Below are 25767 nucleotides of genomic sequence, written 5' to 3' on the forward strand. Positions count from 1 at the left end.
CAGCGGCGGCTGCGCAGAGGGGAATCCCATGAGTCGCATTGGACGAAAGCTTGCCTGCGGCGTGGTGGCCGTGCTGTTCGCGGTCGGCGGCGTCGCCCGCGCGGCCGATGACGATCTGTTTGAAGGGATCGACAAGGACTGGGCGAAGAAGGCGGCCGATGCCGGGCGCAAGGCCGCCAACAACACCAATGCCGATGCAGGCAAAAAGGTGGCGGAGTCGCCCGCCGCCGACAAGGCATCGACGAATGCCGACGCCGCAAGAAAACCTGCGGCCAGCAACGTCGATCCCAAGCCTGCCGACCCGGCCAGGCCGGGCGCCCCCGAGACGACCAGGCCGGCCGACGCCGCCAGGCCTGTCAGCGCCGAAACCAAGCAGCCGGCTGCGGCGCCCGCGACCACCAATGCCGATGCGGCCAGGAAGCCGGCGGCGACCACCAATGCCGATGCGGCCAGGACGCCGGCCGCGACCACCAATGTCGATGCGGCCAGGCAGCCCGCCGGATCCACCAGCGCCGACGCCGTCAAGAAAGCCAAGAAGCCGGGCGAGAAGAAGCGAAGATCCAAGAAGAACGGCAAGAAGGCGGCCGATGCCAGGAAGGCTGCGGACGCCAAGAAAGCGGAAGCCGCCAAGCCAGCGCCCAAGCCGGCTCCGGCCAAGAAGCCCTCCGCGACCAAGCCGGCCAGCAAAGCGCCCGCCACCGCCAGCAAGCCTGCGCCGGCCGGCGCCGTCCAGCTCTCCAGGCGCGCGTCGGTGGCGGCCAACGTTCTCGGCAAGGGCGAAATCCTCGACCAATGCCAGATCGAGACCGCGCTGCCGGCCGCAATTGCCGAGCGCAATCCGAACGTCTTCCTCACGGACAAGCCTTCGGCCAGCGGCATCATCCTGACGCTGAAGATCGTCGAGCTGCGTGCTGCCGGCGGCGGCATTCTGTCGGGTCCCAAAGGTCTGACAGTGGACGGTCGGCTGGTGGCCGGCGGCAAGCTCAAGGGCACGTTCGTCGCACGCGACGCCTCGATGGGCTCGGTCAGCAACTGCGGCATGCTCTCCAAGGTCGTCTTCGAGCTGGCCGAGGACATCGCGGGTTGGCTGGATCAGCCGGCGATGAACTCGCGCCTGGGCAGCACGCGCTAGCCGCCCCGAATGCATCTGACGGGCAGGGCAGCTCGCGCTGCCCTGCCTCATCCGGCCCTACGCTTCCGAGGGGCGCCCGCCACGCGGAGGTCTGGCTAATTGAACCGACCTCGTCTTTGATTCGAGTCACTTCTGCAGTGGAGGGGATCCGATGACGCTGCTGGCTCTCGCCTTTTTCGCATGCGCCGCATTGGTCCCGATGGCGGGCCCGGCGTCGGCTGCAATGATCGCGCGCTGGTCGTTCGATGAAGAATCGGGAACGACCGCGTTCAACACCGCGGGCGCCTTCCACGGGACGCTCGGCGGCGGCGCGATGTTCGTGCCGGAGCAGGGTATCGCCGGCGGTGCGGTATCGCTCGACATCGCCACCAACGGTTTCGTCACGATGGGCGATCACTACAACTTCACCGGCTTCGACACCTTCAGCTTCCAGGCCTGGGTCAAGACCACCATGACGACCGGCGGCGTGGTGCTGTCGCGTCACGTCGGCGGCTTCCACAACGGATACTTCATGTCCATCAACGATGTTGGAGACGGCGCAGGGGCGCCCGCCGGCTCCTTCCACTTCTACCAGACCAGCCCTCCGCAGCTCCATTCGGGCGTGCAGAACATCAACGATGGCGAGTGGCATCATCTGGTCGCCACGCGCAGCCAGGCCACGGGCCTGCGGCACTATGTCGACGGCGTCCGCGTCCCCGGTCCGGATTCCTCGACTGCCGCCACCAGCATCACCTCCAGCGTCGCGCCGTTCCTGGTCGGCGGCTATCAGAACGTCCAGACCCCGACCAGCCTCTACACGGGCCTCATCGATGAGGTCCGCATCTGGACCAACGTCCTGAGCGACGAAGAGGTGGCGTGGTTCTACGAGAACCCGACAGCCATCGCGCTGCCGCTGTGCGGCGACGCCAACGAGAGCTCCGACCTCAGCGCCACCGACGCGCTCTTCGCGCTGCGAGCAGCCGTCGGCACGTCGCAGTGCGCGCTGTGCGTGTGCGACGGCAACGACTCGGGATCGGTCACCGCGACCGACTCGCTGCTCATCCTGAAGAAGGCGGTGGGGCAGGCGGTCGAGCTGGGATGTCCTGAGTGTGCGGTGGCGGCCGGGTAGACTGTCAGAGACGGCCGAAGCGCGCGCAGTCACATGCGGTCGAGCGCCGCCCGTGACGCCCGCCGCGTCTTGAGCAGCGTCACCAGCGCGACGAAAGCTGCGATCAGCGCGAACCCTGCAACGTTCAGCGCCAGGCTCGGCGGAAAGATCAGGACGTAGCTGGCGTCCTTGACCAGGGCCGAGAAGCTGGAGACGCAGAAGGGCATCAGGAACAGCCGCAGGATCTGCCAACGGTCCAGCTTCATGGTGCCCGTGCTCGAAGTGCGTGTGCTGATGACGAGAGCGGCGCCGATGATCGCGCTCAGGCCGAGCGAGGTCAGCCACAGGCGCGGCCTGGCATCGAAATGATACGCGACGTTGACGACGTACCAGATGACGTAGCACCACAGGATGGTGCGGCCCGTCGTCAGCGAAGCCAGGTAGGCCGACATGTCGTCGCCAACTGGCAGCAAAACCTCCGGCGTGGCAAGTCGCGCCGGTGCCGGAACCCACAGTCGATCTAAGACAGCTGACCAGGTCGGGCGCACGTAGCGCTGGAAGAAAAAGGGCGGCCGATCGCTCGGCCGCCCTTCTTCCAGCAAGGCAGGTTGGACGCGCGCGTCAGTTGCGCTCGGGACAGTTCAGGTCGACCGGAAGACCGATGGCCTGACGCAGCACTCGCAGTGCATCGTTCGCCAGCACCGTTCCGCTGTCGTCGGTGTCGCACAGCCACAACGGACAGTCGGCGCCCGATCCGAGGGCGGCCTCCAGGACTCGCAGCGAGTCCGTTGCGGTGACCGAGCCGCTGCGGTTGGCGTCGCCGCACTGGAGCTGCACGCCCGTTCCCGCACAGTTGATCTCGCTGGCGAAGAGCTCCGGCTTCGGCTTGGCCGGAACTTCCTGCGCATCCGTCGCATTGGTGACGATGGCGTCGAAGTCACCCAGCTCGGGGTCGTCGCCCAACGGCAGGAACCGGCAGCGTACGATGTCGGCCGGCGTGCTGATGCCGACGCCGTGGATCATTGCACCGCGCAGCTTGGTGACGTCCTCGTCGTCGTTGTAGCTGGCCAGCGCGCCCGCCGGCAGCAGGTTGTCGCACTCGACGGTGTTGCCGGAGCCGGCGAAATCGCCGCCGGCGCCAGCGTAGCCGATCTGATAATCGAGCGAGGCGATCGAGCCGCCTTCGCCGAGGCGGAACGTCACTTCGCACACTCGTTGTTCGAGCGTCGTGGTGGTCGTGGATGTTTCGATGTCGCACTCGACGGCCGAGCTCACCGACGGGAGCGTCTCGAGCTGGACGCCGTCGACGTCGGTCGCCTCGACGACGACCACGTTGAAGTCGTCCTCGGAGACGGCGCCCGCCGGATCCTCGAGCGTGCACAGCGCGAGCTGATGCGGGCCTTCGAAGCCGGCCACGCTCGCGAAGCTGGCGTCCAGCCGCGAAGCCCCCGCATCTGCGCCGAAGGCTGCGATCGTGTTGTCGAGCGAATTTGCGCACGGCGGATCCTGGAACGTGCCGGCCAGATGGCCGACGGCGAGCTGGAGCGACCCGAGCTCGACCGCGTCGTCCAGGTACAGGTTCAGATGGCAGAGGCGCGCGTGCGCATCGCCGCCAAGAGCAAGGACGGCCAGTGCAGCCAGGCCAGTGGCTGCCCCCCAACGATGGAATTTCACGGGTATTCTCTCTCCTCCCTCTCCGACACGTGTGAGTCGACGAGGCTCGCGAACCCCGGCAGTATGCGCCGCACCAGGGCTGAAGTCACCTTCGTTTCTTCATGCAAAGAGGCAGTTCTGGCGCTGAAAAAGGGAACGTGACCTCACGGTGCGACGGGTGTGCGAGAGGTCGGGTGGGCCGCATCCACCGCTCGCGCTCCTTCCTTCACGACGGATCTGCCGCCGTCGTGTGCGCAATTGCTCGGTGGGAGGCGCAGTCCCCGCGATCGGGCTCAGCTGGCGAGGCCGCTCTTTCGGATGAGCGCCCGGATGTTCCTCGTCACCGCCTCGTCCATGCTTCCGCCGAACACTCCCACCGCCAGCTCGCTGCGCGCCGACACGCGCAGCTGCTCCTGTCCGGTCTCCGCATCGACGGCCGTCAGCACCGAGTCGACGTAGCCGGCGCCGGCTCCGCCGCCCACCAGATAGCGCGCTGCGCGGCTGCCGTACTGGATGTGAATGTCGACGGCGACGACAAGGGTTCGGCTGGCGCGGCCCTGGCGCGGCTCGATCAGCTCGAAGCGCCGGCTGAGCTCGCGATGCAGGAGGCGGCCGGCCATTCGCGCGAATTTTTCATTCAGCTCGTGCGCTCGCCGATGCCGCTCCACCGACTCGACGTGGACCGCCTCGATGGCGGCGCGGTCGTAGTACCCTTCTTCGTAAAGCGGCAGCTCGACGCGCACGTGCGGCACGCCGCACGCCGACAGCACCACCGCACAAAGGGCGGCCACTGCGAAACGACGAATCCGATAGGCGTTCACGTTCATCGCAAGCCTCTCCTGGCGCTACTTCTTCCTGCGCGCCTCTGCCAGCAGGTCGCCGAGCGTACCCATCGCGCCCGGCTGCTTGAGTGACGCCATCACGCGCTCCTCCTCGGCGCGGTCCTCGGCCTGCTGCGCTTCCTGCTTCTTCCTGGCCGTCTCCACCATCGACAGGCTCAGGCGTCGCTGCTCCGGATCGACCGACAGCACCGTCACCTCCACGCTCTGTCCCACCTCCAGCGCCTGGCGCGCGTGATTGAGGCGCCGCTCGGTGCTGATCTTCGAGATGTGCACGAGGCCTTCGATGCCTGGCTCGATCTCGACGAAGGCGCCGAACGTCTCGAGCCTGCGCACCGTGCCATGCACCGTCGCGCCGACCGGATAGCGGTCGGCCAGCGTGGTCCATGGATCGGCGGCCAGCGCCTTCAGCGACAGACCGATCTGTCGCCGGCCGCGATTGTCGGTGGTCTCGCCGACCTTGATGACCTGCACCTCCACGGTCTGACCGACCGAGAGCAGATCGCTGGCCCGCTCGACGCGCGCGTGGCTCATCTCGCTGATGTGGATCATCCCCTCCACGCCGCCGAGATCGACGAACGCGCCGAAGTCGCGCACCGAGGTGACGGTGCCCGTCAGGACCGCACCCACGCGAAGGCGCTCCCACGTTCTGGCCGCCGCTGCCGCAGCTTCCTCCTCGAGCAGATCGCGCCGCGAGACGACGACGTTGCGTCCACCCTGCTCGATCTTGGTGACACGGAAGGGGAAGCGGCGGCCGATGTACTGCGAGCCCGGCACGCGTTCGCCGCGTCCGGGCCGGTCGATCTGGGAGCCAGGGCAGAACGCGCGCGTCGAGCCGATCTGCACCTCGAAGCCGCCCTTGACCTCGCCCGTGACCAGACCTTCGATCGGCACCTGATGCTCGAAGGCCTGCTCGAGCTCGAAAGCCACGTTGGCACCGCCGCGTCCCATCACCCGCCGCAGCACCGGGGCGCCGGAGCGGCTGCCGTCATCGACGACCGTGGCTTCGATGACGTCGCCGACCTTGATCAGGATCTCGCCGGTGCTGCTGTCGCGGAACTCCGCTGCGTCGATGGTCGCCTCGGCCTTGTTGCCGATGGCGACGAAGACGTTGTCCTGGCTGATGGCGATGACCTTGCCGCGGACCTTGTCGCCGATGCCGATCCTGGCGGCCGTGGCCTTGCTCTCGCTGGCGGCGAACAGGGTGGCGAAATCTTCTTCCTCACCGGTCTGTGGGGATCTGTCGGAGGGATCGTTCGGAGCCATTGTCAGCCAAATTGCCTCTTATCCCAGCTTTCGCAATCCGCTCATCAGCGCGCGCAGGCGCGACAGGTCGGCAATCGCGTCGCGCGCCGTCTCCGACAGGAACGCGCCACCCATGTTGGCGATGATGAAGTGATTGCAGCCGGCCCGCGCCAGCGGCGCCGCCTGCTCGAGAATCTCGTCGGGGCTGCCCATGAAGAAGAGCCGCTCGAGAATGGCTGGGTTGAGCTGCGCCACCGCGCGATCGATCTGCTCGGGCGTGACGCGCGAGGGAACGAGGTCGAGAAAACCCATGAAGCCTTCACCCATCGGGTGCTCGATGCCGCACTCGCGCCAGATCTCCGGCGGCAGCCCGCACGCCATATAGGCGACGTACTTGTTGCGCAGCGCCTTCTGCAGCACGTGACTGCGGCTCCTGGCCATGGCGATGAGAAGGGTCTGGCCGGCGGTGAAACCTTCCATCGAGCGTCCGGCGGCTTTGGCGCCGTCGCGAATCAGCCCGAGGCGCCGCGCGTATTCGGCGCCGTCGATGCGCTGGCCGGGCAGCCAGCCGTCGCAGTAGCGCCCGCACATCCGAAGCATGCGCGGAAAGTGCGCGCCCATGAACAGGCGCGGCGGGCGGTCCTTGTAGAGCGGCAGGTCGAACACCGCGTCGCGAAGCTGCCAGTACTTGCCGTCGAACGTGACGGGTGCGCCGCGGCTGTTCCACAGCAGGTGGATGATCTTCAGCGCTTCCTCCAGCCGGGAGACGCGCTCGTCGCAGGGCAGGCCGTAGGGCTCCGTGTTCTCGCGCAGCCCGTTGCCGATGCCGAGAACGGCGCGGCCCCTGGAGATGTGGTCGAGGGTGACGAACGTCTGCGCCAGCGACATCGGATGGCGGCGGATGGGCTCGGTCACCGACGTGCCGATGAGCGGCTTGCGAAACTTCGTGGCCACCCAGGTCATGATCGGCACCGGATCGAAGAGCGCGTCCATCGAGTGCACGGTGCGGGCGGCCGGAACGACGTCGGGCTTCCACATCCACTTCGGCGCAAAGCCCATGAAGTGGTCCGGCACCCAGATCGCGCTGGCGCCGAGCGCACGGGCAACGGATACGCCGGCCTTGGTGATCCACAGCGGATACAGGCAGCCGTCCTGATAGCCGACAGTGACTTCTCCCATGCGCGGCAGCAGAGCGGAAAAAAGAGGCGGGTACAACGTTTGTTCGACGACGGCGGCGCTCGCTGGACACGGCCGCGCGCAACGGCCAAGCAGCGGCCATGGATGCACGACACATCGCAGACCGCCTCGAGATCCAGGACGTCCTCGTGCGCTACTGCAACGCCATCGATACCGGCAACTATGCGATGCTGGATGAGGTGTTCACGCCCGACGGAATCGCCGACTACACCGCCGCCGGCGGAATTCGCGGCACGCTGGCGGAGATCAAGGAGTGGCTGGACAAGGCGCTGGCGCCGTTCCCGGTGCGCCAGCATCTGGTGACGAACTTCCAGATCGAGATCGACGGCGACCGCGCCAGCACGCACTGCTACCTTTTCAATCCGCTCGGCTTCCCGCAGGGCGGAAGTCTGGAGATGCTGTTCTGCGGCGGCGGCTACCGCGATACGTTCGTGCGCACCGGCACGGGCTGGCGCATCGCCGAGCGCGTCATCTCGACCGCCTATCTCCACGGCAAGCTGCCGGGATAGACGGCCGAGCCGGCGTCGCTGCGGTCGGCACGCGCCATGCGCCGCCGGGCGGGAGACCTTCGTTTCCGTTTTTCATCGAGCGTTCTCCGGCGACGCGGCGGCTACGTCCTGCTCGGCCACGTCGTGACCGGCCATGCCCGCGCGCAGCGTGAAAAGAAACGTTGCCCCGTGGTCGGGCTCGCTTTCCGCCCAGATCCTGCCGCCGTGGCGCCGAACGATGCGATCGGCGATCGCCAAGCCCATCCCCTCGCCCTCGAACTCGGCCGGATGATGCAGCCGCTCGAAGGCGTGGAAGAGCCGGCGCGCGTACTGCATGTCGAAGCCCGGGCCATTGTCCTTGACGAAGAATGCGCCGTCGCGCTGACCGACCTCGATCACGCCGACGTCCCGGCCGCGTGTGAACTTCCAGGCATTGGCCAGCAGCTGCTGCAGCAGCGTGCGCGTCAGGCCTCCGTCGCAGTGCTCGCTCAAGCCTTCCGCGATACGCAGCTCGACCCGGCGCTCGGGCTCGCCGGCCTGCAGCTCCTCGCAGAGCTCGCGCGCGCAGCGCGACAGATCGAAGTTCGTGCGCTGCAGCGGCCGCCCCGATACGCGCGACAGCTCGAGCAGCGCATCGACCATGCGGTCCATCCGCAGCGTGGCCATGCGCACGCGGTCCAGGTGCTCGCGGTGGCCGGCGGAGAACGTGTCGCCGAACTCTTCTTCGAACATGCGCGTGAAGCCGTGGATGTGGCGAAGCGGCTGGCGCAGGTCGTGAGAGATTGCGCGCGTCACCGCCCGCTGATCCGTCAGGGCGCCCTCGAGCTCGGCCGTGCGCGCGCGCACCTTGGCTTCGAGCTCCTCGTTCAGTGCCCGGTTGCGCGCTTCCGCGGCGCGCAGGTGAAGGTTCTCGCGTACCGCCTGATCGAAGGAGCTGCGCGTATGGTAGGCGACGAAGAGCGACAGGAGCGAGGCCGCGAACGCATTGACGAGCGTTGGCACCGCCGGATCGCCCGGCACCGGAGCTCCGATCGTGGTCACGGACACGGCCAGCAGCGCGCCGCAGATCGCGACGATCAGCGCCTGTGCAGCCACGCCCCACGGCAGCACGGCCGCCGTCATCAGCACCAGGATGATGTGCAGCGACACGGTGACGCCGATGTCGCCGCGCAGCGTTCCGCCGATGGTGCCGAGCACGGCGATCCCGCTGCCGAGCAGGATCCCCCACACCAGCTGATGCCGTACGAAGCCGCGCCTGTGAGTGCCGGCGATGAACGCGGCCACGAACGCCACGGCCGTCCATCGAAGGATCGCGTAGCGGCCGGCCATCTCCAGGCTCGCCTTCGGGCGCATCACGATGAAGAGCAGGGCGATCCCCAGCGTGACCCACGCCAGAACGCGAAAACGGTTGGTCAGCGTGCGCCGGCGCTCGGCGGCGACGCTCTCTTCGATGTCCGTGATCGCTTCGGCCATGTGCTGCATCAGGTCAGCGTGAAGGGGTGGCTGCTCAGGGCAACGCCGACGCCGGAGACCGTGCCGATAGCACACAGGGCCGCCGACACGAGCCGCCACGAGCGGTCGTCGATGGCGGCGGCGGTCATCGCATGCGCGACGTAAAGGGCCGGCATCACGCGGCCGACGGCAGAGACGGCATGCCAGACGTGCGCGTCCAGGCACAGCACGACCGCCGTCAGGAACGTCAGCATCGCCAGCGGCAGGTCGTCTCGCTGCGGCAGGCCCGGCGTGCGCCAGGCACGAAATTGCGCTGCCGCCACCGGTCCGAGGAAACCGATCAGGAAGACGGCGGAAGAGACCACGTAGACGTCGACGTCGGCGAGCCTGGGCACGAGCGAAAGGGCGCCGGACAAGGGCAGGCTGATCATGCCGCTGCCGACTGAGAACGGCTGGTCGTCGAGACGGACGAACAGGAAGAGCTGCCACAGCGCCCAGGGCAGGAGGCTGGCCAGCGCGAGCCGCGCCTGACGCCACCGACCGTGCCACGCCAGCCAGGCGCACAGAGGAAGCACGAGCAGCACCGTGGTCTCGCGAGCCAGGGCAGCCAGCGCCAGCACTGCCGTCTGAGCCACGGTCAGGCGGCGTCCCTGGTGGTGCCAGAGCGTGAAGAAGGCGGTCGTCAGCGCCAGCGTCAGCGGCTCCGTGCACGCGTACAGCAGCCCGATCAGCGCGGCGGGATTGAGAACGACGGTGGCGGCGTGCACGCCGGGGCCCACGGCCAGCATGGCCAGCGACAGCGCGACCAGAAGGCAGGTCAGGTTGATGGCGAGGATCGCCTGCGGGAAGCGGCGCTCGTCGCCGGCACTGACGAGCCAGGTCAGGACCGGAAGCAGCATGCGCTGGCCGCGATAGGCGCGGTCCCCGCGCGGCCGTCCGCGCGGCGGCGTGATGTCGTCGCCACGCAGCAGCGCCGGGAGGTCTCGCGCCAGCTGGTAGTAGAGCATGCCGTCGTAGCCGCCGTCGCGGTAGAGCACGATGCCGGGCGGCAGGTCGTACTGCCGGCCGTACTCCTCGTGCATGTGCAGCAGGGCGCTCGGGTTGCCGCCGTAGGGACGCAGCGCCAGCGCGACCACAGCGATCAGGAACAGCGCCGTGCCCGCAAGAAGAATGGCGGCGCGGCGGCCGGACATGCGCCGTCGTTACACGAGAACCGAAACCGGGTCAGGCAACACTGCGCGACCGCGTTCCGGCATGTTGCCCCTTTTTCGCCACCCCTCTTGCTGCTGACACTCAGGTAAGCCTAGCTTTTGTCTCGGTACCCGTCTCCACGGGCGCCGAGCCTGCCGAACATCCCGGTCGGGCTGCGCGTGGAGCGGCCCAATCTTTCCGTCGCTTCGCCGGCTGGCCGGCGGCGAGGACCGAGGCCTTCGATGAAAACTGCTGCTTTTCCCATGGCGATCCTGCTGCTGGCCGCCGCTCCGCAAGCGTACGCCGGCGACCAGCTCGTGCCCGGACAGAAGCTGTCCATGCGATCGTCGGATACCGGCCACCAGCGCCTGGTCTGGATCGGCCGCGGCGGCCAGGTGACTCCGCCACCGGGCGCGGACGACCCGACCCTCGGCGGCGCCAGCCTCGGCATCGTCACCAGCAGCGGCGAGTCCGCCACCCTGGAGCTGCCGGCGGCGGGCTGGCGCCGCACGCGCACCGGCGGCTACAGCTATCGCGGCGCCGCACCCTCGGCGGTGCAAACGGCGCGAATCCGCGACGGCCGCCTGTCCCTGCGCGCAACCTCCACCGGAATCACGCTCGGCGAGCCGTCTCAGCAGTGGGTCGGCACGATCCTGACCGTCGGCGCGACGCGTTACTGCTCGCTCTTCGACAGCGGCATTCGTGCCGACGTTCCAGGCCGGTTCGACGCGCTGGACGCGCCGGCACCTCCGGCCTGTCCCATCGGCGGCACCGGCAGCGTGACTTGGCTGATCGAGGATGGCCCCGACGAGCAGTCGCAGACGCTGGCCGCGTTCTTCGCGGCCGCCGCCGGCGACACGATCGAATTCGGCGAGGGGGCCTTCGAATTCAGCACCACGCTCATCATGGCGCACAAGGAAGGCATCACCATTCGCGGCCAGGGCAGCGACAAGACCGTGCTCGATTTCATGACGAGCAACTCACCGGAAGGCATCTCGCTGTCGCACATGACGGGGATCACGATCGAGGATCTGACGATCATCGACACTCCCGGCTTCTCGCTGAAGGTCTCCGACTCCGACTACGTGGTGTTGCGCAACCTGCGCGCCATGTGGTCGAGCTCGGACTCCGACCCCAACGACGAGGTAGACGATCGTGGCGGCATGGATCCGAAGATGCCGTCCACCCTGGACGTCACCTGCGTCCACGAGCTGTCGTTTCCGACCAGCACCGGCACCTACACCGACAAGGACGGCGTGGTGCGCAACTACGTCACCGACAGCGGCAACGGCGGGTACGCGATCTACCCGGTGCTCTCGAACGACATCGTCCTCGACAATGTGGTGGCCCTTGGCGCCTCCGATGCAGGCATCTACGTCGGCCAGTCCAACGATGTCATCGTCAAGAACAGCGAGGCGCTGTTCAACGTGGCCGGTTACGAGATCGAGAATACCGATGATGCCGACATGTTCGACAACGTCGCCCACTGCAACACCGGCGGCTTCCTCGTCTTCGACCTGCCGGGCCTGAACCAGTACGGCGATCGGACGCGCGTCTTCAACAACTACTCCGGCTACAACAACACCGTCAATTTCGCGCCCGGCGGCGTGGTCACCGGCGTGCCGCAGGGCGTGGGCATGCTGCAGCTCGGCTACGACCGCGTCGAGATCTTCAACAACACCGTCGAGTTCAACCGCACCGTCGGCTTCGTGGCCGCCAGCCACGAGCTGCTCGACGGCAACATCAACAACGCCGACAAGCGCATGGATCTGTATCCGGAAGGGATCCACATCCACGACAACGTCTTCACCACCAACGGCACCAACCCGCAGCCGCCCGAGGAAGGCGTCATCATCTGCCAGCCCGGAACCGGCGGCGACACCGGCGTCCCGTGCGTGCCGACCGGCGTCAACGACGGCCACGATTCGCTCCTCAACGCGCTGATCCAGATCAAGGGCACGCTGGCCGCCGACGGCTACGGCCCCACCGGCGCGCACGTGGTCTGGGACGGCATGTACGACGAGGAGGCGTACGCGTGCGATCTGGCGCCGGAATTCGCATCGCTGGTCGACGAGCGCGGCAAGCCTCAGTACACCGGCGCGCACGTGCCGTCGTGCCGCTTCAACAAGTACAAGTTCGACGATCCCTCGCAGGCCTCCACACGGCGCCATCCCGAGTACTGGATGTGCGTGACCGACAGCGGCGACCCCGGCGGCAACACGTTCTCGCCCGACAGCCGCAAGTTCATGAACTTCGAGAACACGGATCCTACCGATCCGCCCATCGTCGACATCAACACGCACGACTGCCCGACGCTGTTCGGCGAGCAGCTCGCTCCGCTGTCGGCGGCCGTCGTCGAGGAGTACGTGCCCGGCGCGACCGGCGAGGATCCTCCGACGCAGGCGGAGATCGCCGCGATCTGCGCCGCCTACAGCGGCAACGAGATCAACCGCGAGGCGATCCAGCACAACTGCCAGTGGCTGTCGCAGTACAACCTGTTCGCCGATCCGACCGATCCGCGCAGCAATCCGAACGAGGGCGGCGTCCTCTTCGACCTGACCACGCCGCTCTTCTCGGACTATGCGGTCAAGTACCGCTTCGTCTTCCTGCCGCCGGGCCAGGCGGCGCAGTGGAACGAGGGAAGCGGGTCGGCTCCCAACGCGACGCTGGGCTTCCCGGTGGGAACGGTGATCGCCAAGACGTTCGCGTTCCGTGACGGCGCCGACGAGGAGGTCGTCGAGACACGCCTGCTCATGCATCGCAGCGGCCGCAACGGCACGTCGTTCTGGGAAGGCATGGCCTTCATCTGGGAGAAGGACGAGGCGGGCAATCGCACCGACGCGCGCCTGGCGGTGGGCGGCGGCACTGCATCGGTGTCGTGGAACTTCGAGGATCCGGATCCGGACGTGAGTGCGACGTACGTCGGCAGCACCAGCGGCTACTCCATCCCGCACGCCAACCAGTGCGGAAGCTGCCACATCAACGACGACCTGGAGCCGGGCGACGCACCGATCGGCCCGAAGGTGCGGCTGCTGAACCGGCCGATGAACTACGGCGCTGGCAACGTGAACCAGCTCCAGCACTGGAAGGACCTGGGGCTGCTGGCCGGCGCGCCGGAGCTGACCGTCGACGGCGACGGGATCGCGACCAACGTGCTTCGCGCTCCGCGCTTCAACGTGCCCGGGGATGCGTTCCTCATCCCGCCCAGCGAGCAGTCGCGGCTGGATCAGATGACGGCGCAGGAGATCGACAAGGAGATGCGAGCGCGCGCCTGGCTCGAGTCCAACTGCGCGCACTGCCACAACCGCGACGGCCTGGCGCAGAGCACCGGCGTGTTCCTCGACGTCTTCCGCAAGGTCGACCTCAACTTCGGAATCTGCAAGCGGCCAACCACGGCCGGCAGCTCCTCGGGCGGCAACCAGTTCGACATCGTTCCGGGAAGCGCGGCCACATCGATTCTGTCCTACCGTGCGCACTCGGTGATCCCCGGAACGCAGATGCCTCCGATCGCGCGCAGCGTGGCGCACGATGAGGCCCTCGCCGTGGTGGACGACTGGATCAACACCGTGATCGACGGTAGATACAGTGGATCAGGCTGTGAGCAGTAAAGCCTAGGCGTCCGCGCGATCGTCGTCGCTGCAGCGCGCGTGCGCGTCCGGTATTGCGGCGACGATCGCTCGTGGCCTATGCGCAGTGCCTGCATCCAAACCTGCTTCGGCCTTCTCTGCGCCGTTTTTCTCGCCTGCGCACCGGCGGCGGATCTCCAAGAGGCCGAAGATCTCCACGCGGCCGCGGCGCCCGAGCTGAGGACGGCGCGCGGCGACCTTTCGACGCACCAGTCCCGGCGCATTCTCGAGTCACTGGCGCGCCAGGCCGGCGTCAGCCAGATGCTTCTGCATCACGTCGCCGTCGAAGAGGCGTACACGGCAAGCCCGCTGGTGACGGGGAACAAGGTCACGCTCCTGCGCGACGGTGCCGCCACCTATCGCTCGATGGACGAGGCGATTCGCCAGGCGCGCCATCACATCAACCTGGAAGTCTACACGTTTGCCGACGACCAGGTCGGCCGCGAAGTGGCCGAGGCGCTGGTGGCGCGAATGCAGGCGGGCGTGCAGGTCAACATCATCTACGACAGCGTCGGCTGCCTCGCCACCAACCCCGAGTTCTTCGAGTATCTACGCAGGTGGGGAGCCAGGCTGGTGGAATTCAATCCCGTCTCGCCGGCGTCCGTGCGCAAGGAGTGGAAGGTCGACCACCGCGATCACCGAAAGCTGCTCATCGTCGACAATCGCATCGCCTTCACGGGCGGCCTCAACTTCGCCCGCGAGTACTCGGGCGGCTCCTTTCGCTCATCCGGCGGCTCGGGCGGCTCGGGCGGAGGCAGTTCCGCAAGCGGCGGGGCATCCAGCGGCGGCTCGCGCGGCGATGCGTGGCGCGACACGCACGTGCGCATCGAAGGGCCGGTCGTGGCCGAGTTCCAGAAGCTGTTTCGCGAGACGTGGGAGAAGCAGCACGGCCAGGCGATCGACTGGGGGCCGTATTTCGTCGAGGCGCCGCCGGCAGGCGACCAGATCGTGCGCGCGATCGGCTCGACGCCCGACCATGGCATCAGCGTCATCCACGCCACGTTCGTCTCCGCGATCCAGCGTGCAGAGAAGTCGGTGTACCTGACGCAGATGTACTTCGTGCCCGACAGCGAGCTGGTGCAGGAGGTGGTGGAGGCGGCTCGGCGCGGCGTCGACGTGCAGATCATCCTTCCCGCCGAAGGCTTCTGGATGACGCGGTATGCCGGCCGCTCGCACTACCGCGCCCTGCTCGAGGCGGGGGTCAAGATCCACGAGCGCGAGGGTCCGCTGCTGCACGCCAAAACGGCCGTCATTGACGGCGTCTGGTCCACCGTCGGCTCGACCAATCTCGACTATCGCAGCCTGGCCAAGAACGACGAGGTCAACGCCGTCATCCTCGGCGAGGACTTTGCGGCGCAGCTCGAAGCGATGTTTCGCGACGACGTGGCGGCATCGCGCCCCATCACGCTTGGTGACTGGAAGCGGCGCGGCCCGGCAACCAGGTTCAAGGAAGGAGCTGCCCGGATCTGGGAGCGTCTCCTGTAGAGCATGCCAAACGACCTAGTCGGCGGTGGCGTAGGCGTCGAACGGAAGCAGGCGTCCCGGATCGGCAAGCTCGTATCGTAGCTGCGTCCACATCGGCCCGGGACGGCTCTCGATCTGCTTCATGCCGAGGCGGTCGAGCACCTTCTGCGAAGCCACGTTGGGTTCATCGGTTGCCGCCCACACCTTGGGAGCGCGCGTGGTTCGCACGAGGTAGAGCAGGGCGGCCCGCGCAGCCTCGTACGCCAGGCCGCGGCCCCAGTATGGGCGAGCCAGACCGTAGAGGAGCTCAGGCTCTGCGCCATCTTCCCACGGACGGAAGCCGCAAAACCCGATGATGCCGTCGCCGCCCTGCGCGAGCGTCAGCGACCACTGCCCATACCGGTGCGCCGAGACGTCGGCAATGCTCGCCGCCACCGCCTGCTCGGCCGTCTCTCGTGGAATGACGATGTCGTCCCACAGGTAGCGGCGGACATCGGGCGCCGTCCACAAGGCATGAAGGCCGTCAATGTCCTCGCGGCTGTATGGACGCATCAGCAGCCTGCTCGTCTGCAGCGTGGCCAGCATCGCGGTCGTAGGTGAGCACGGTCGCGAGCGTGTGGTCAAGAGTCAAGACGGCATCTTCGGGGACGGCCGCCCGCCGACGGCCTCGGCACCGCGAATCCGGTCGATCATGCGCGCGGCGATGATCGCGTTGCCGTTGGGGCTGACGTGGGCGTCGTCGATGTAGATGTAATCCTGGCCGTCGAAAGCTCGCGTCAGGTCGGTCACATAATCCAGGCGACGCTCGGCGAGGATCGCCTGAATGAGTGGGTACACGGCCCGGAACTGCTCGGCGCCGACGATGCGATCCAGTCGAAGGTGGTCGATGCGCGGGCGGCCCAGGTAGGCATTGGGCTGGAGGAAGACGTACAGCCGCCCGCCGCGCGCCTCCACGACGTCGCGTGCAATGCGCCAGGTCTCGACGAGTGTTTCCGCTACCTGCCGGGCGCGAACGGGATCGTCGTGACAGCAGAAGTCGTCGCGGATGAACTTCTTCTCTCCGATGATGCGGCGCACGAACTCCACCGGCGGCGCGATGATGTCGGAGTAGACGAAGCCGAGGGCGGGCGTCTCGGTCAGCGCACGCCGCAGCTTGTTCTCCGCCATGTGCCCGTTGAGGCTGGTGGTCACGCCGTAGTTGCAGTGCGTCCAGACGTGGTTGAAGCCGTCGTAGAAGACGACGACCTGCGGCATCTGCCCCGTGTTGACCAGGCTCAGCAGCTGGTCGAGCTGCTGGCGCGAGGTGTGCCCGCTCTCGCCGTAGTTGGTGACGACGAACTCGTCGGTCTTCTGATCGAAAATGGCCGGGATCGTGCCGTCGTCGGGCGCGCCCTGTCCCCACATCGTCGACCCGCCGAAGAAGCCGATCGTGCGCGAGTCGGGCCTGTTGTTCTCCGGGCCGCGGCGGTGGACGCGATAGCCGCGCTCGTCGACCGTGACGCTGCCAGTCTGCATGGGCAGGCGCCGCCATTCGACGAAGGGCACGTAGTCCTCGACGGTGCGGCGGATGTCGGCGAACATCGCCCGTGCCGCTTCCTTGTCCGAGTAGTTGGGCAGCTCGGCGCGCTCGTCGGAAAGCGGGAAGCGGTGCTTGTAGAGATTGACGAGGTCGCCGGCGACCGCAGTCAGCAGGAGCAGGGCCATCCATGTGCCCGCCACGAGCACGGCCTGGACGAGGAGACGGCGCAGGAATCGCGAAGGCTGCATGCAACGGTCCGCTGCGCCGTCAGAGCAGCCAGCGCGGAACGCGCTGGCAGTAGCGCTCGTACGCCGGGCCGAAGCTCTTGCGCAGCGCCGGCTCTTCGTACAGCACGATGAAGCTCTGGAACGCGGCAGCGACGACCGTGCCATAGAGCGCCAGCCAGGGCGACCGCAGGAGCAGCGCTTCGCCTGCCAACACCGCAAGGACGCTGACGTACATCGGATTGCGCGTGAATCGGTACAGTCCCGTTGCCACCAGCTCCTTGGGCGGATCGATCGGTGCCGGCGTTCCGCGGCCGCGCTGGGTGAAATCGTACGCGCACCATAGATAGCCTGCGATTCCGGCGGCGATGACCGCGATGCCGGCAATGCGGCCGGAGCCGGCCGCTGGCGCAGCCTCGGCGCCGGCCAGCCAGAGCAACGAGAATGGCGCGTAGATGGTGACGGTGCCGGGAACCAGCACCGTGAACAGGATCGTCTTCAGCGCTGCGGCTGTCGTCTCGCGCACGCCGCAGAAGACGCTGCCGGCTCGCGCGATGCAACCGGTACAGCCGTGCACGTCGATTGGTCGCCGCTCGGCCGGCCGGCCAGCCCATCGTCAGTTCCTGTTCTGCCGCGGCGGCGGCGATGAGCCTTTTGCTTGGCGGGCAAGGGCGGTTATCGTCCGGCAGCCGCGCCTCTCGCGCTTTGCGCGCGAGGTGCCGGCGAGGAGATTCGCATGAGCGAGCCCGCTTTCGACCTCGACGCCATCGACGTGTTCAGCCCTGCCCACTACGTCGCGCACGGCTATCCGCATGCCGAGTGGAAGTACCTGCGAAAGCACTCGCCCGTGCACTGGTACGAGGTGCGCGCCGACGTCGATCCGTACTGGGTCATCACCAAGCACGCCGACATCGTCGAGCTTTCCAAGCAGCCCGAGATCTTCCAGATCGCGCCGCGCCTGGCCATGTTCCCGCGCCGCACCGATCCGCCCACGCGGCCGCGCTCGCTGCTGAACATGGACCCGCCCGAGCACGGCGACTATCGCCGCGTCTCGGCCCGGCAGTTCACGCCGCGCACGGTCACGCAGCTGGCGCCGCACGTCGACGACATGACGCGCGAAGTGCTCGATGCCGCCGCGCGAAAGGAGTCCGGCGATTTCGTCGCCGACATTTCGGCCCCCATCACCATCGGCGTCATCGCCGACATGCTGGGCGTGCCGGCGGCCGATCGCGAGAAACTGTTCCACTGGACCAACGAGGTCATCGCGCCGGAGGACCCCGAGTTCGCCACCGGCAACGCCGGCGAGACGTTCGAGAAGGCACGCATCGAGCTATTCACCTACTTCAAGGCGCTGTCGGACGAGCGCCGCAGGAATCCGGCCACCGACATCGTCAGCACCGTTGCCAACGGCACCGTGCACGGGCAGCCGCTGCCGGACTTCGAGCTGCTGTCCTACTACATGCTGCTGGTGGCGGCGGGCAACGAGACGACGCGCAACGCCATGACCGGCGGCATGATCGCGTTCCTGGAGAACCCGGGCGAATGGGAGAAGCTGCGGAGGAACCCGCAGCTTCTGGACCTGGCGATCGAGGAGATCGTGCGCTGGACCACGCCGGTCATCCAGTTCGCACGCACGCCGACGCAGGATTACGTGCTGCGCGGCAAGACCATCAAGGCGGGGCAGCCGTGCTGCCTGGTCTACCCGTCGGGCAACCGCGACGAGGACGTCTTTCCCGACGGCGACGTCTTCCGCATCGACCGCGATCCCAATGACCACATCGGCTTCGGCCGCGGCGAGCATGTCTGCCTCGGCGCCCACCTTGCGCGCCTCGAGCTGAAGACCGCCTTTCGGCATCTGCTCGAGCGCCTCGAGCACGCCGAGCTGGCCGGGCCGGTCGAGCGGGCCCGGTCCTCGTTCGTCGGCGGCATCAAGCGCGCGCCGATGCGGTGGTCGATCCGGGCCTGACGCCGGCGCCGGACGCGCCGCGCCTCTACGCCATCGCCCGAGCCTTGCCGGTGGCCGGCTCCTCGGCCGCCGTCAGCGAGTGCTCGATGCGCATGCCGTAGAAGCTGCGGTGGACGAAGAACATCGAGATTGCCACGAAGACCGCCGACAGGACCAACGTCAGTGCCGCGTTGGTGTGCGAGAGCTCGACGGCCAGCTCAACGGCCAGCAGGCCGAAGAGCGTGGTGAACTTGATGACCGGGTTCATGGCCACCGAGGAGGTGTCCTTGTAGGGATCGCCGACGGTGTCGCCGACCACGCACGCTTCGTGCAGCGGCGTGCCCTTCATCTTCAGGTCGACTTCGACGACCTTCTTGGCGTTGTCCCAGGCGCCGCCGGCGTTGGCCATGAAGATTGCCTGGTAGAGGCCGAAGACCGCGATCGAGACCAGGTAGCCGATGAAGAAGAAGGGCTCCAGGCAGGCAAAGCCGAGCGTTCCGAAGAATATCGCCAGGAAGATGTTGAACATGCCCTTCTGGGCGTATTGCGTGCAGATCTGCACCACCTTGCGGCTGTCGGCGACCGACGCCTTGTCGGAGCCTTCGAGCTTGATGTTGTTCTTGATGAACTCGACGGCGCGATACGCGCCGACGGACACCGCCTGCATCGAGGCGCCCGAGAACCAGTAGATCATCGCGCCGCCGGTGACGAGGCCGAGCAGGAAGGGCGCGTGCAGGATCGATATCTTCTCGACCTGCTCGGTCAGGCCCGCCGTCAGCATGAACAGGATCGAGAAGATCATCGTGGTGGCGCCCACGACCGCGGTGCCGATCAGCACCGGTTTGGCCGTGGCCTTGAACGTGTTGCCGGCGCCGTCGTTCTCCTCGAGGAACAGCTTGCCCTTCTCGAAGTCGGGCGTGAAGCCGAAGTCCCTCTGGATCTCCTTGTCGATGCCGGGGATGTTCTCGATCAGCGAAAGCTCATACACGGACTGCGCGTTGTCGGTGACGGGGCCGTAGGAGTCGACGGCGATGGTCACCGGCCCCATGCCGAGGAAGCCGAAGGCCACCAGGCCGAATGCGAAGATCGGCGAGGGGTCCAGGGTGCTGCCGGGAACCGGGAACAGCGCGCCCATGCCCATCGTGCTGACGCCGTAGGCTAGGCCCATCAGGGCGACGATGAGCATCCCGAGCCAGTAGGCGCTGAAGTTGCCGGCGACCAGGCCGCCGATGATGTTGAGCGACGCGCCGCCTTCGCGAGATCCCTGCACCACCTCGCGAACGTGCCCCGAGTTGGTGGAGGTGAAGATCTTGACGAACTCGGGGATGAGCGCGCCGGCCAGCGTGCCGCACGAGATGACGGTGGAAAGCTTCCACCACATCGAGGTGTCGGTCTGGCCGCCGATGACGATGTCGCCGATGAGGAAGTAGGAGACGGCGTAGGTCAGCACGACCGAGACCAGCGAGGTCAGCCACACCAGGAAGGTCAGCGGCTTCTCGAAGTCCATGTGCGAGGCGTTCTCGTAGTTGCTCTTCTGGATGGCGTTGTTGGCCATGTAGGAGGCCCAGCTGGCGCCCACCATCATGATGCGCATGGCGAAGATCCAGACCAGGAGCTGCACCTGGATGCGCGGCGCCTCGTCGGCCAGGCCGAGCGTGGCCAGCAGGATGAACGTGATGAGCGCGACGCCGGTGACGCCGTAGGTCTCGAATCCGTCGGCGCTGGGCCCGACCGAGTCGCCGGCGTTGTCGCCGGTGCAGTCGGCGATGACGCCGGGGTTGCGGGCATCGTCCTCCTTGATGCCCAGTACGATCTTCATGAGGTCGGAACCGATGTCGGCGATCTTGGTGAAGATGCCGCCGGCGATGCGAAGGGCCGAGGCGCCGAGCGATTCGCCGATGGCGAAGCCGATGAAGCAGGGGCCGGCAAAGTCCCCCGGGATGAACAGGAGGATGGCCAGCATGATGATCAGCTCGACCGAGATCAGCACCAGGCCGATGCTCATGCCTGCGGTCAGCGGGATGTCGTAGGTGGGATACGGCTTGCCGCGCAGGCTGGCGAAGGCCGTGCGCGAGTTGGCGAAGGTGTTCACGCGGATGCCGAACCACGCAACGCCGTAGCTGCCTGCGATGCCGATCAGGCTGAAGAGCAGGATGACGACCACGCGGAAAGCCGTCATGTTCTCGTTCGTCGTCAGAACGCCGAAGTACAGGACGATGACCGCGCCGATGAAGACCTCGAGGATCAGGATGAACTTGCCCTGGGTGATCAGGTACTCCTTGCACGTCTCGTAGATGAGCTCGGAGATTTCGAGCATCGAGCGGTGCACCGGCATGTTCTTGAGGGAGCGGTACTGGTAGAGGCCGAAGACCATGCCGAGGGCGGAGACGATGATGCCCAGGAAGAGGATGGTGGAGCCGGTGACGCTGCCGCCGAAGAAGAGGGGCTGGTCGAAGCTGGGAAGCACGAGGTCGGCTTCGCTGGCCAGCGCGGGCATGGCGGTCAGGCCGGTGAGCAGGCAGGCGACGGCGGCGAGCAAGGCCGTGCGGAGAACTACGGCGCGGCCTTTTACGGCGCGTACGGTTACGTCCATTGGTCTGGTCCTCTTTGACTAAAAAACGGGAGTAGAAAGCCGGGGCTTATAGCAAGGTAACGCGACGAGTCGAGCCCCGGCGGCGGGAGCGGCCCATCTGCGGCCTTGAGGGGGTCACCGGTCGCTGAGGCAAGCCGCCGGCCAGCCTCGCTCCTGTTCGCCCGGCCCTTTCGTCCGGGCCGCTCTCGCGGCCCCGGGCCCGGCGCACCCGGCCGTCAGCGGCCCGGGCCGTTCTCCATCGTCACTGTGCGGATGTCGGCCAGGACGGTGTCGGCGTGGAGGTAGGAGGAGGTGTAGATGTTGCGGATGGTGCCGGCGGCGTCGATGAGGAAGACGCGCAGGATGTGGGAGATGGTGCCGAGCGGGCGGCCCTCGGCGTCGGTATCGTGACGGACGCTCTGCCCGTAGGCGTCCAGGATCGGTTCGAGCCGGTCGGCCGAAGGCGTGGTCAGGAACAGCCATCGCAGCGGCGGGCGGCCAAGGGCTCTGGCCATCTCGGCCATGTGCTGCGGCGTGTCGCGGTGGGGGTCGAGGCTGAGCGAGAGCAACTGTGTGCGCGGATGCAGCGCCGGATCGGCGTTGAGGGCATCGCGCACGCGCGACATGACGAAGTTGGCCAGAGGGCAGCCGTTGGGATCGGGGCAGGAGCGGTAGACGAAGGCCAGGACGGTGATGCGGCCGTGCAGGAGCTCGGCGAGCGATCTTTGGTTTCCCTCGCTGTCCAGAACCTTCCCGTCAGCCGCCTTCCCGAGCGGCGGCAGCTGGTAGGTGCCGGGGACAGGTGCCGGAAAGCTCAGCTCTTCGTATCCGGGCGCGGCTATCGGATCGTTGGTGCGCACTGCGGGCGCAGGCTGTGGCGACGCTCGTACCTGCGATGCCGACGCGGACGCGACCGGCGCCGCTACCGAAATGATCGCGCCCAGCACGGCCATGGCCAGCAGCGTCACGGGCGCGCCCCGCACGGCCTCGAGCAGCAGTGCCCTGAGCGCGCTCCACGCAACGTTCGCAGCAACGGGGCGGAGCGCGCCCGCAGGGAGCCTAGGCGTGCGATGCAAGAACGTCAGTTCGCGGCTGCCGCCGCGTCGCGCGCGGTCTTGGCCGGGCTGGCGTAGAGGGCGCGCGAGCCGAAGCGCATCTGATGCGGCGCGCCCAGCCCGTCCTTGATGAAATCGAGCGCGAACTTCTCCTTCAGCTCCGTCCCGTCCCACTCGTAGGCCTTGAAGAACTGCAGCGGGCTGCCGTCGTCGCTCGTCTTCTTGTCCCAATTCGCCAGCAGCGAGGATGTGAAGTAGAGCCGCTTTCCGTCCCAGCTCTCCGAGACCATGTTCACCTGCGGCCCGATCTTCTTCTCGTAGATCTGCCTGGCCTGCCTCGGGTTGGAGACGTCGAACAGCCGCGTCATGCCGTCGTTCCACGTGTTGACCCACAGCAGGCGGTCATCGGAGCTGATCGAGATGTCCACGGGCAGCGGGACCTTGGTGGCATCGCCGATGTCGCCGACCGCTTCGGCGGTCCAGTTGCCCTGCGCGTCCGCCGCGATGAGCCAGATCTTCGAGGTCAGCGCGGTCGTCGTGAAGCAGTAGTCGTTGTTGGCGCCCCAGGCGCAGCGGATCTCCAGGGGAGCGCCGGGCACGTCCAGGACGACCTTCGGCGTGCGCTGGTGCAGGTTCCAGACCACCACCGTGTTGCCGAACTTCTTCATCGCCTCCGCATCGGCCATCAGCGACGTCAGGTCGCGCATGTAATTGGCGTGACCCGTGAAGGAGGACGTGATCAGGGCGTTGCGCCGCGGCAGCGCGCGCGAATCGTAGCCGTAGCCGTCGGCGAACTGGCCGGTTTTCTTCGCGCCGAGCAGATCGGCATCGGTGGGCATCCAGTGCGTGGTGATGTACTTGCCGTCGTTGGTGTACTCGACCATGCCGGTGCGCCCGCTCCGGTCGGCGGCGTTGGAAAGACCGGTCACCAGCATGCGGCCGGGAAGCGCGTACAGCGTGTGCGGGCCCATGACGCCGCCGCTCTTGGGCGTGAAGTCCTGGATCGTCTGCACGACCTTGGGCTTGGAGGGGTTGGTGTGGACGTCGAAGATGAAGATGCGGCCCGAGTCCAGGCCCGCCGCCCACAGGTGGCGCCGATCATCGGTGAAGCCGGAATGGTGCGCCTCGTTGCGGCTGCCCACCGAGGCCGACGCAATGACCTTGCCGTAGCTCTTCGATGACGGATGGACGTCGATCGTGACGAGCTTGTCCTGCTCGTCGCCGACTCCAGGCATGCCGAGCGTCCAGACATAGACATAGTCTTCCTGGCCTACGATCTTGGCCATGTACGGCGACATGCACGTTTCGTCGGCATGCGCGGTGCTCGCGGACAGGAAGATGACGGCGAAGAGCGACAGGATCGATTTCATCGCGGACCCTCCGTCGCCGAGATAGGCGTAACCGTTCGTGAGGTCGAGCGCGCTCAGGCCGCGGCGGCTTGCGTGGCACGGGCCGGCGCCGGCTGCTGCAGCGCCGAGCGTTTGGTCAATTTGTAGTCGGCCAGATCGGCGTGGCGCGTGTGCCACCAGTACGTCGTCGTCGTGCCCGACCAGTTGTTGGTGATGTGGCCGGCGGCGTCCTTGTACCAGCTCTTGTCGACAGCGGCCCATGCCGTGCGCGCGAGGTTCTGCTGCAGCTTGCGGTTGTAGGCTTCCATCACCTCGCTTCGCAGATCGACCGTGCCCACATCCTGCGCGCGCATCTTGCGGATGAGATCCATGATGTAGGCAGTCTGGCATTCGATCATGAAGATGATCGAGTTGTGGCCGAGGTTCGTATTGGGCCCGTACATCATGAAGAAGTTGGGGAAGCCCGAAACCGTCATGCCGTAATAGGCGCGCGCGCCTTCCTTCCACGCCTCGTGCAGGTTGCGACCGCCGGTGCCTTCGATCTGCATCGGCACCAGAAACTCGGTGGTGCGGAAGCCGGTAGCCAGGATCAGCGTGTCGATCGGTACCTCGCGGCCCGAGCGCGTGACGATCGAATTCTCGGTCAGTCGCGCCACGCCGTCGCGGATGAGCTCAACGTTGGGCAGCGTCAGCGACTGGTAGTAATCGTCGGAGATCAGGATTCGCTTGGCGCCGATCGGATAGTCCGGCATCAGGGCCTGACGAAGCTGCGGATCCTGGATGATGCTCTCCATGTACTGGACCGCTCCGCGTTCCCACTGCACCGACAGGTAGCCGTTGCGGCGGAAGACGGGGAACCACAGCTCGTGCGCGAACCAGATCCACCACCGGTACGCCTTGGCCATCCACGGGTGGCGCCGGAAACGTTCCTTCTCGGCGGGCGTGTAGGCGCGGTCGCCACGCGGCACCATCCAGTTGGCGCTGCGCTGGAATATGCTGAGCCTGGCCACCTTGCGCGCGATGTGCGGGATGAACTGGATCGCGCTGGCGGCATTGCCGACCACCGCGACGTGCCTGCCGGTCAGGTCGTACTCATGGTCCCAGCGCGCGGAATGGAAGACCTTGCCCTGGAACCTGTCCAGGCCCTCGATGTCGGGGATGTTGGGCCGGTGCAGCTGTCCGACGCAGCTCACCACGATGTCGGCCTCGATGATGTCGCCGCCGGCCGTTCGCACGTGCCAGACGCCCGCCTGCTCATCGAAGGTTGCGCCCGCGATCTCGGCGCCGAAGCGGATGTGCTCGTCCAGCCCGTACTTGCGGACGCAATGCTCCATGTAGTCCAGGATTTCGCCCTGCGGCGACCACTTGCGCGACCAGTCGGTCTTCTGTTCGAACGAGAAGCAGTAGGCGAACGAGGCAACGTCGCAGGCGCAGCCGGGGTACGTATTCTCGCGCCATGTGCCGCCGACGCGGTGCGCCTTCTCGAAGATCCGGAACGACTGGATGCCGTCCTTGCGCAGGTGAATGCCGAGGCTCAGGCCCGAGAATCCCGAGCCGATGATCGCCACTCGGGGAGCCCCTGCCTGAAAAGGAATCGATAGATCCAACTGGTCGCGCGCCGCTGCCATGGCGCGACAGTAGTCCGGTCGCTGGAAATTGTGAACGGCGGCTGCCGAAGCCGCCCGTGTCGAAAGAAAGGAAGCATGGACGCCCCGGCGCCAGCAGCAAC

The 25767-nt window shown here is 67.0% G+C and carries 20 protein-coding genes; 6 read left to right on the forward strand and 14 right to left on the reverse strand.

The features are described from left to right. The first annotated feature begins 28 nt into the window (after positions 1 to 28). The gene (locus VEC57_10680; GenBank protein ID HYB99583.1) at positions 29 to 1132 is read left to right on the forward strand and encodes a hypothetical protein; all 1104 of its coding nucleotides are present in this window, start codon (positions 29 to 31) and stop codon (positions 1130 to 1132) included. A gap of 151 nt (positions 1133 to 1283) precedes the next feature. Further along, positions 1284 to 2240, forward strand: a complete 957-nt coding sequence (locus VEC57_10685; protein ID HYB99584.1) for a LamG-like jellyroll fold domain-containing protein — start codon at positions 1284 to 1286, stop codon at positions 2238 to 2240. A gap of 29 nt (positions 2241 to 2269) precedes the next feature. Here VEC57_10685 and VEC57_10690 read toward each other — a convergent pair whose 3' ends face one another. The 5 genes from VEC57_10690 to VEC57_10710 all read right to left on the reverse strand — a co-directional run bounded on the left by VEC57_10690 (position 2270) and on the right by VEC57_10710 (position 7135). After that, positions 2270 to 2671 (reverse strand): hypothetical protein, encoded by a 402-nt coding sequence (locus VEC57_10690; protein HYB99585.1) that lies wholly within the window; start codon positions 2669 to 2671, stop codon positions 2270 to 2272. Between the two features lie 169 nt (positions 2672 to 2840). Then, entirely contained in the window at positions 2841 to 3893 is a 1053-nt protein-coding gene (locus VEC57_10695; GenBank protein ID HYB99586.1) for a hypothetical protein, read from the reverse strand. Between the two features lie 272 nt (positions 3894 to 4165). After that, a complete protein-coding gene (locus VEC57_10700; GenBank protein ID HYB99587.1) occupies positions 4166 to 4699 on the reverse strand; it encodes a hypothetical protein in 534 nt (177 codons plus the stop codon). Positions 4700 to 4717: 18 nt separating this feature from the next. Next, positions 4718 to 5977 carry a S1 RNA-binding domain-containing protein gene (locus VEC57_10705; protein HYB99588.1) on the reverse strand — a complete coding sequence of 420 codons (1260 nt, stop codon included), beginning with the start codon at positions 5975 to 5977 and terminating at the stop codon, positions 4718 to 4720. 18 nt (positions 5978 to 5995) lie between these two features. Next, on the reverse strand, positions 5996 to 7135 hold the full coding sequence (locus VEC57_10710; GenBank protein ID HYB99589.1) for an LLM class flavin-dependent oxidoreductase: 1140 nt from the start codon (positions 7133 to 7135) through the stop codon (positions 5996 to 5998). Positions 7136 to 7233: 98 nt separating this feature from the next. Between VEC57_10710 and VEC57_10715 the strand changes: the two genes are divergently transcribed. Continuing rightward, the gene (locus VEC57_10715) at positions 7234 to 7662 is read left to right on the forward strand and encodes a nuclear transport factor 2 family protein (protein ID HYB99590.1); all 429 of its coding nucleotides are present in this window, start codon (positions 7234 to 7236) and stop codon (positions 7660 to 7662) included. 72 nt (positions 7663 to 7734) lie between these two features. Here the strand turns inward: VEC57_10715 and VEC57_10720 are convergent, their stop codons facing one another. Together VEC57_10720 and VEC57_10725 are read right to left on the reverse strand one after the other, a co-directional pair. Beyond that, the gene (locus VEC57_10720) at positions 7735 to 9123 is read right to left on the reverse strand and encodes an ATP-binding protein (GenBank protein ID HYB99591.1); all 1389 of its coding nucleotides are present in this window, start codon (positions 9121 to 9123) and stop codon (positions 7735 to 7737) included. Beyond that, entirely contained in the window at positions 9123 to 10286 is a 1164-nt protein-coding gene (locus tag VEC57_10725; GenBank protein ID HYB99592.1) for a hypothetical protein, read from the reverse strand. Before VEC57_10725 ends, VEC57_10720 begins: the two co-directional genes overlap by 1 nt. 240 nt (positions 10287 to 10526) lie before the next feature. Here VEC57_10725 and VEC57_10730 point away from each other — a divergent pair, with 240 nt between their 5' ends. Both VEC57_10730 and VEC57_10735 read left to right on the forward strand, forming a co-directional pair. Continuing rightward, on the forward strand, positions 10527 to 13892 hold the full coding sequence (locus VEC57_10730; GenBank protein ID HYB99593.1) for a parallel beta-helix domain-containing protein: 3366 nt from the start codon (positions 10527 to 10529) through the stop codon (positions 13890 to 13892). Between the two features lie 78 nt (positions 13893 to 13970). Further along, positions 13971 to 15395 carry a phospholipase D-like domain-containing protein gene (locus VEC57_10735; GenBank protein ID HYB99594.1) on the forward strand — a complete coding sequence of 475 codons (1425 nt, stop codon included), beginning with the start codon at positions 13971 to 13973 and terminating at the stop codon, positions 15393 to 15395. A 15-nt stretch (positions 15396 to 15410) separates the two neighbouring features. Here VEC57_10735 and VEC57_10740 read toward each other — a convergent pair whose 3' ends face one another. Genes VEC57_10740 through VEC57_10750 form a run of 3 tightly spaced genes read right to left on the reverse strand, consistent with a single transcriptional unit; the run spans position 15411 to position 17643 of the window. Continuing rightward, a complete protein-coding gene (locus VEC57_10740) occupies positions 15411 to 15959 on the reverse strand; it encodes a GNAT family N-acetyltransferase (GenBank protein HYB99595.1) in 549 nt (182 codons plus the stop codon). 42 nt (positions 15960 to 16001) lie between these two features. Continuing rightward, entirely contained in the window at positions 16002 to 17141 is a 1140-nt protein-coding gene (locus tag VEC57_10745; protein ID HYB99596.1) for a hypothetical protein, read from the reverse strand. Between the two features lie 19 nt (positions 17142 to 17160). Next, positions 17161 to 17643 (reverse strand): isoprenylcysteine carboxylmethyltransferase family protein, encoded by a 483-nt coding sequence (locus tag VEC57_10750; GenBank protein ID HYB99597.1) that lies wholly within the window; start codon positions 17641 to 17643, stop codon positions 17161 to 17163. A gap of 210 nt (positions 17644 to 17853) precedes the next feature. On the opposite strand from VEC57_10750, the gene VEC57_10755 reads away from it, so the two are divergent. After that, positions 17854 to 19083 (forward strand): cytochrome P450, encoded by a 1230-nt coding sequence (locus VEC57_10755; GenBank protein ID HYB99598.1) that lies wholly within the window; start codon positions 17854 to 17856, stop codon positions 19081 to 19083. 25 nt (positions 19084 to 19108) lie between these two features. Here VEC57_10755 and VEC57_10760 read toward each other — a convergent pair whose 3' ends face one another. The 4 genes from VEC57_10760 to VEC57_10775 all read right to left on the reverse strand — a co-directional run bounded on the left by VEC57_10760 (position 19109) and on the right by VEC57_10775 (position 25606). Beyond that, positions 19109 to 21601, reverse strand: coding sequence for a sodium-translocating pyrophosphatase (locus VEC57_10760; protein HYB99599.1), 2493 nt, complete (start codon positions 21599 to 21601; stop codon positions 19109 to 19111). A gap of 269 nt (positions 21602 to 21870) precedes the next feature. Beyond that, positions 21871 to 22602 (reverse strand): SCO family protein, encoded by a 732-nt coding sequence (locus tag VEC57_10765; GenBank protein HYB99600.1) that lies wholly within the window; start codon positions 22600 to 22602, stop codon positions 21871 to 21873. Positions 22603 to 22715: 113 nt separating this feature from the next. Further along, positions 22716 to 24059, reverse strand: a complete 1344-nt coding sequence (locus VEC57_10770; GenBank protein HYB99601.1) for a selenium-binding protein SBP56-related protein — start codon at positions 24057 to 24059, stop codon at positions 22716 to 22718. A 53-nt stretch (positions 24060 to 24112) separates the two neighbouring features. Beyond that, the gene (locus VEC57_10775) at positions 24113 to 25606 is read right to left on the reverse strand and encodes an NAD(P)/FAD-dependent oxidoreductase (GenBank protein ID HYB99602.1); all 1494 of its coding nucleotides are present in this window, start codon (positions 25604 to 25606) and stop codon (positions 24113 to 24115) included. Positions 25607 to 25767 lie beyond the last annotated feature (161 nt).

Source organism: Candidatus Limnocylindrales bacterium (assembly GCA_035626395.1).
Classification (GTDB): domain Bacteria; phylum Desulfobacterota; class Binatia; order UBA1149; family CAITLU01; genus DASPNH01.

What these genes read in the sequence shown, in the direction of transcription:
- VEC57_10730 (HYB99593.1), top strand. Translation starts at nt 10,527, where the DNA reads ATGAAAACTGCTGCTTTTCCCATGGCGATCCTGCTGCTGGCCGCCGCT.
- VEC57_10725 (HYB99592.1), bottom strand. Translation starts at nt 10,286, where the DNA reads ATGTCCGGCCGCCGCGCCGCCATTCTTCTTGCGGGCACGGCGCTGTTC.
- VEC57_10735 (HYB99594.1), top strand. Translation starts at nt 13,971, where the DNA reads ATGCGCAGTGCCTGCATCCAAACCTGCTTCGGCCTTCTCTGCGCCGTT.
- VEC57_10745 (HYB99596.1), bottom strand. Translation starts at nt 17,141, where the DNA reads ATGCAGCCTTCGCGATTCCTGCGCCGTCTCCTCGTCCAGGCCGTGCTC.
- VEC57_10755 (HYB99598.1), top strand. Translation starts at nt 17,854, where the DNA reads ATGAGCGAGCCCGCTTTCGACCTCGACGCCATCGACGTGTTCAGCCCT.
- VEC57_10685 (HYB99584.1), top strand. Translation starts at nt 1,284, where the DNA reads ATGACGCTGCTGGCTCTCGCCTTTTTCGCATGCGCCGCATTGGTCCCG.
- VEC57_10770 (HYB99601.1), bottom strand. Translation starts at nt 24,059, where the DNA reads ATGAAATCGATCCTGTCGCTCTTCGCCGTCATCTTCCTGTCCGCGAGC.
- VEC57_10720 (HYB99591.1), bottom strand. Translation starts at nt 9,123, where the DNA reads ATGCAGCACATGGCCGAAGCGATCACGGACATCGAAGAGAGCGTCGCC.
- VEC57_10705 (HYB99588.1), bottom strand. Translation starts at nt 5,977, where the DNA reads ATGGCTCCGAACGATCCCTCCGACAGATCCCCACAGACCGGTGAGGAA.
- VEC57_10700 (HYB99587.1), bottom strand. Translation starts at nt 4,699, where the DNA reads ATGAACGTGAACGCCTATCGGATTCGTCGTTTCGCAGTGGCCGCCCTT.
- VEC57_10740 (HYB99595.1), bottom strand. Translation starts at nt 15,959, where the DNA reads ATGCTGGCCACGCTGCAGACGAGCAGGCTGCTGATGCGTCCATACAGC.
- VEC57_10690 (HYB99585.1), bottom strand. Translation starts at nt 2,671, where the DNA reads ATGTCGGCCTACCTGGCTTCGCTGACGACGGGCCGCACCATCCTGTGG.
- VEC57_10710 (HYB99589.1), bottom strand. Translation starts at nt 7,135, where the DNA reads ATGGGAGAAGTCACTGTCGGCTATCAGGACGGCTGCCTGTATCCGCTG.
- VEC57_10680 (HYB99583.1), top strand. Translation starts at nt 29, where the DNA reads ATGAGTCGCATTGGACGAAAGCTTGCCTGCGGCGTGGTGGCCGTGCTG.
- VEC57_10715 (HYB99590.1), top strand. Translation starts at nt 7,234, where the DNA reads ATGGATGCACGACACATCGCAGACCGCCTCGAGATCCAGGACGTCCTC.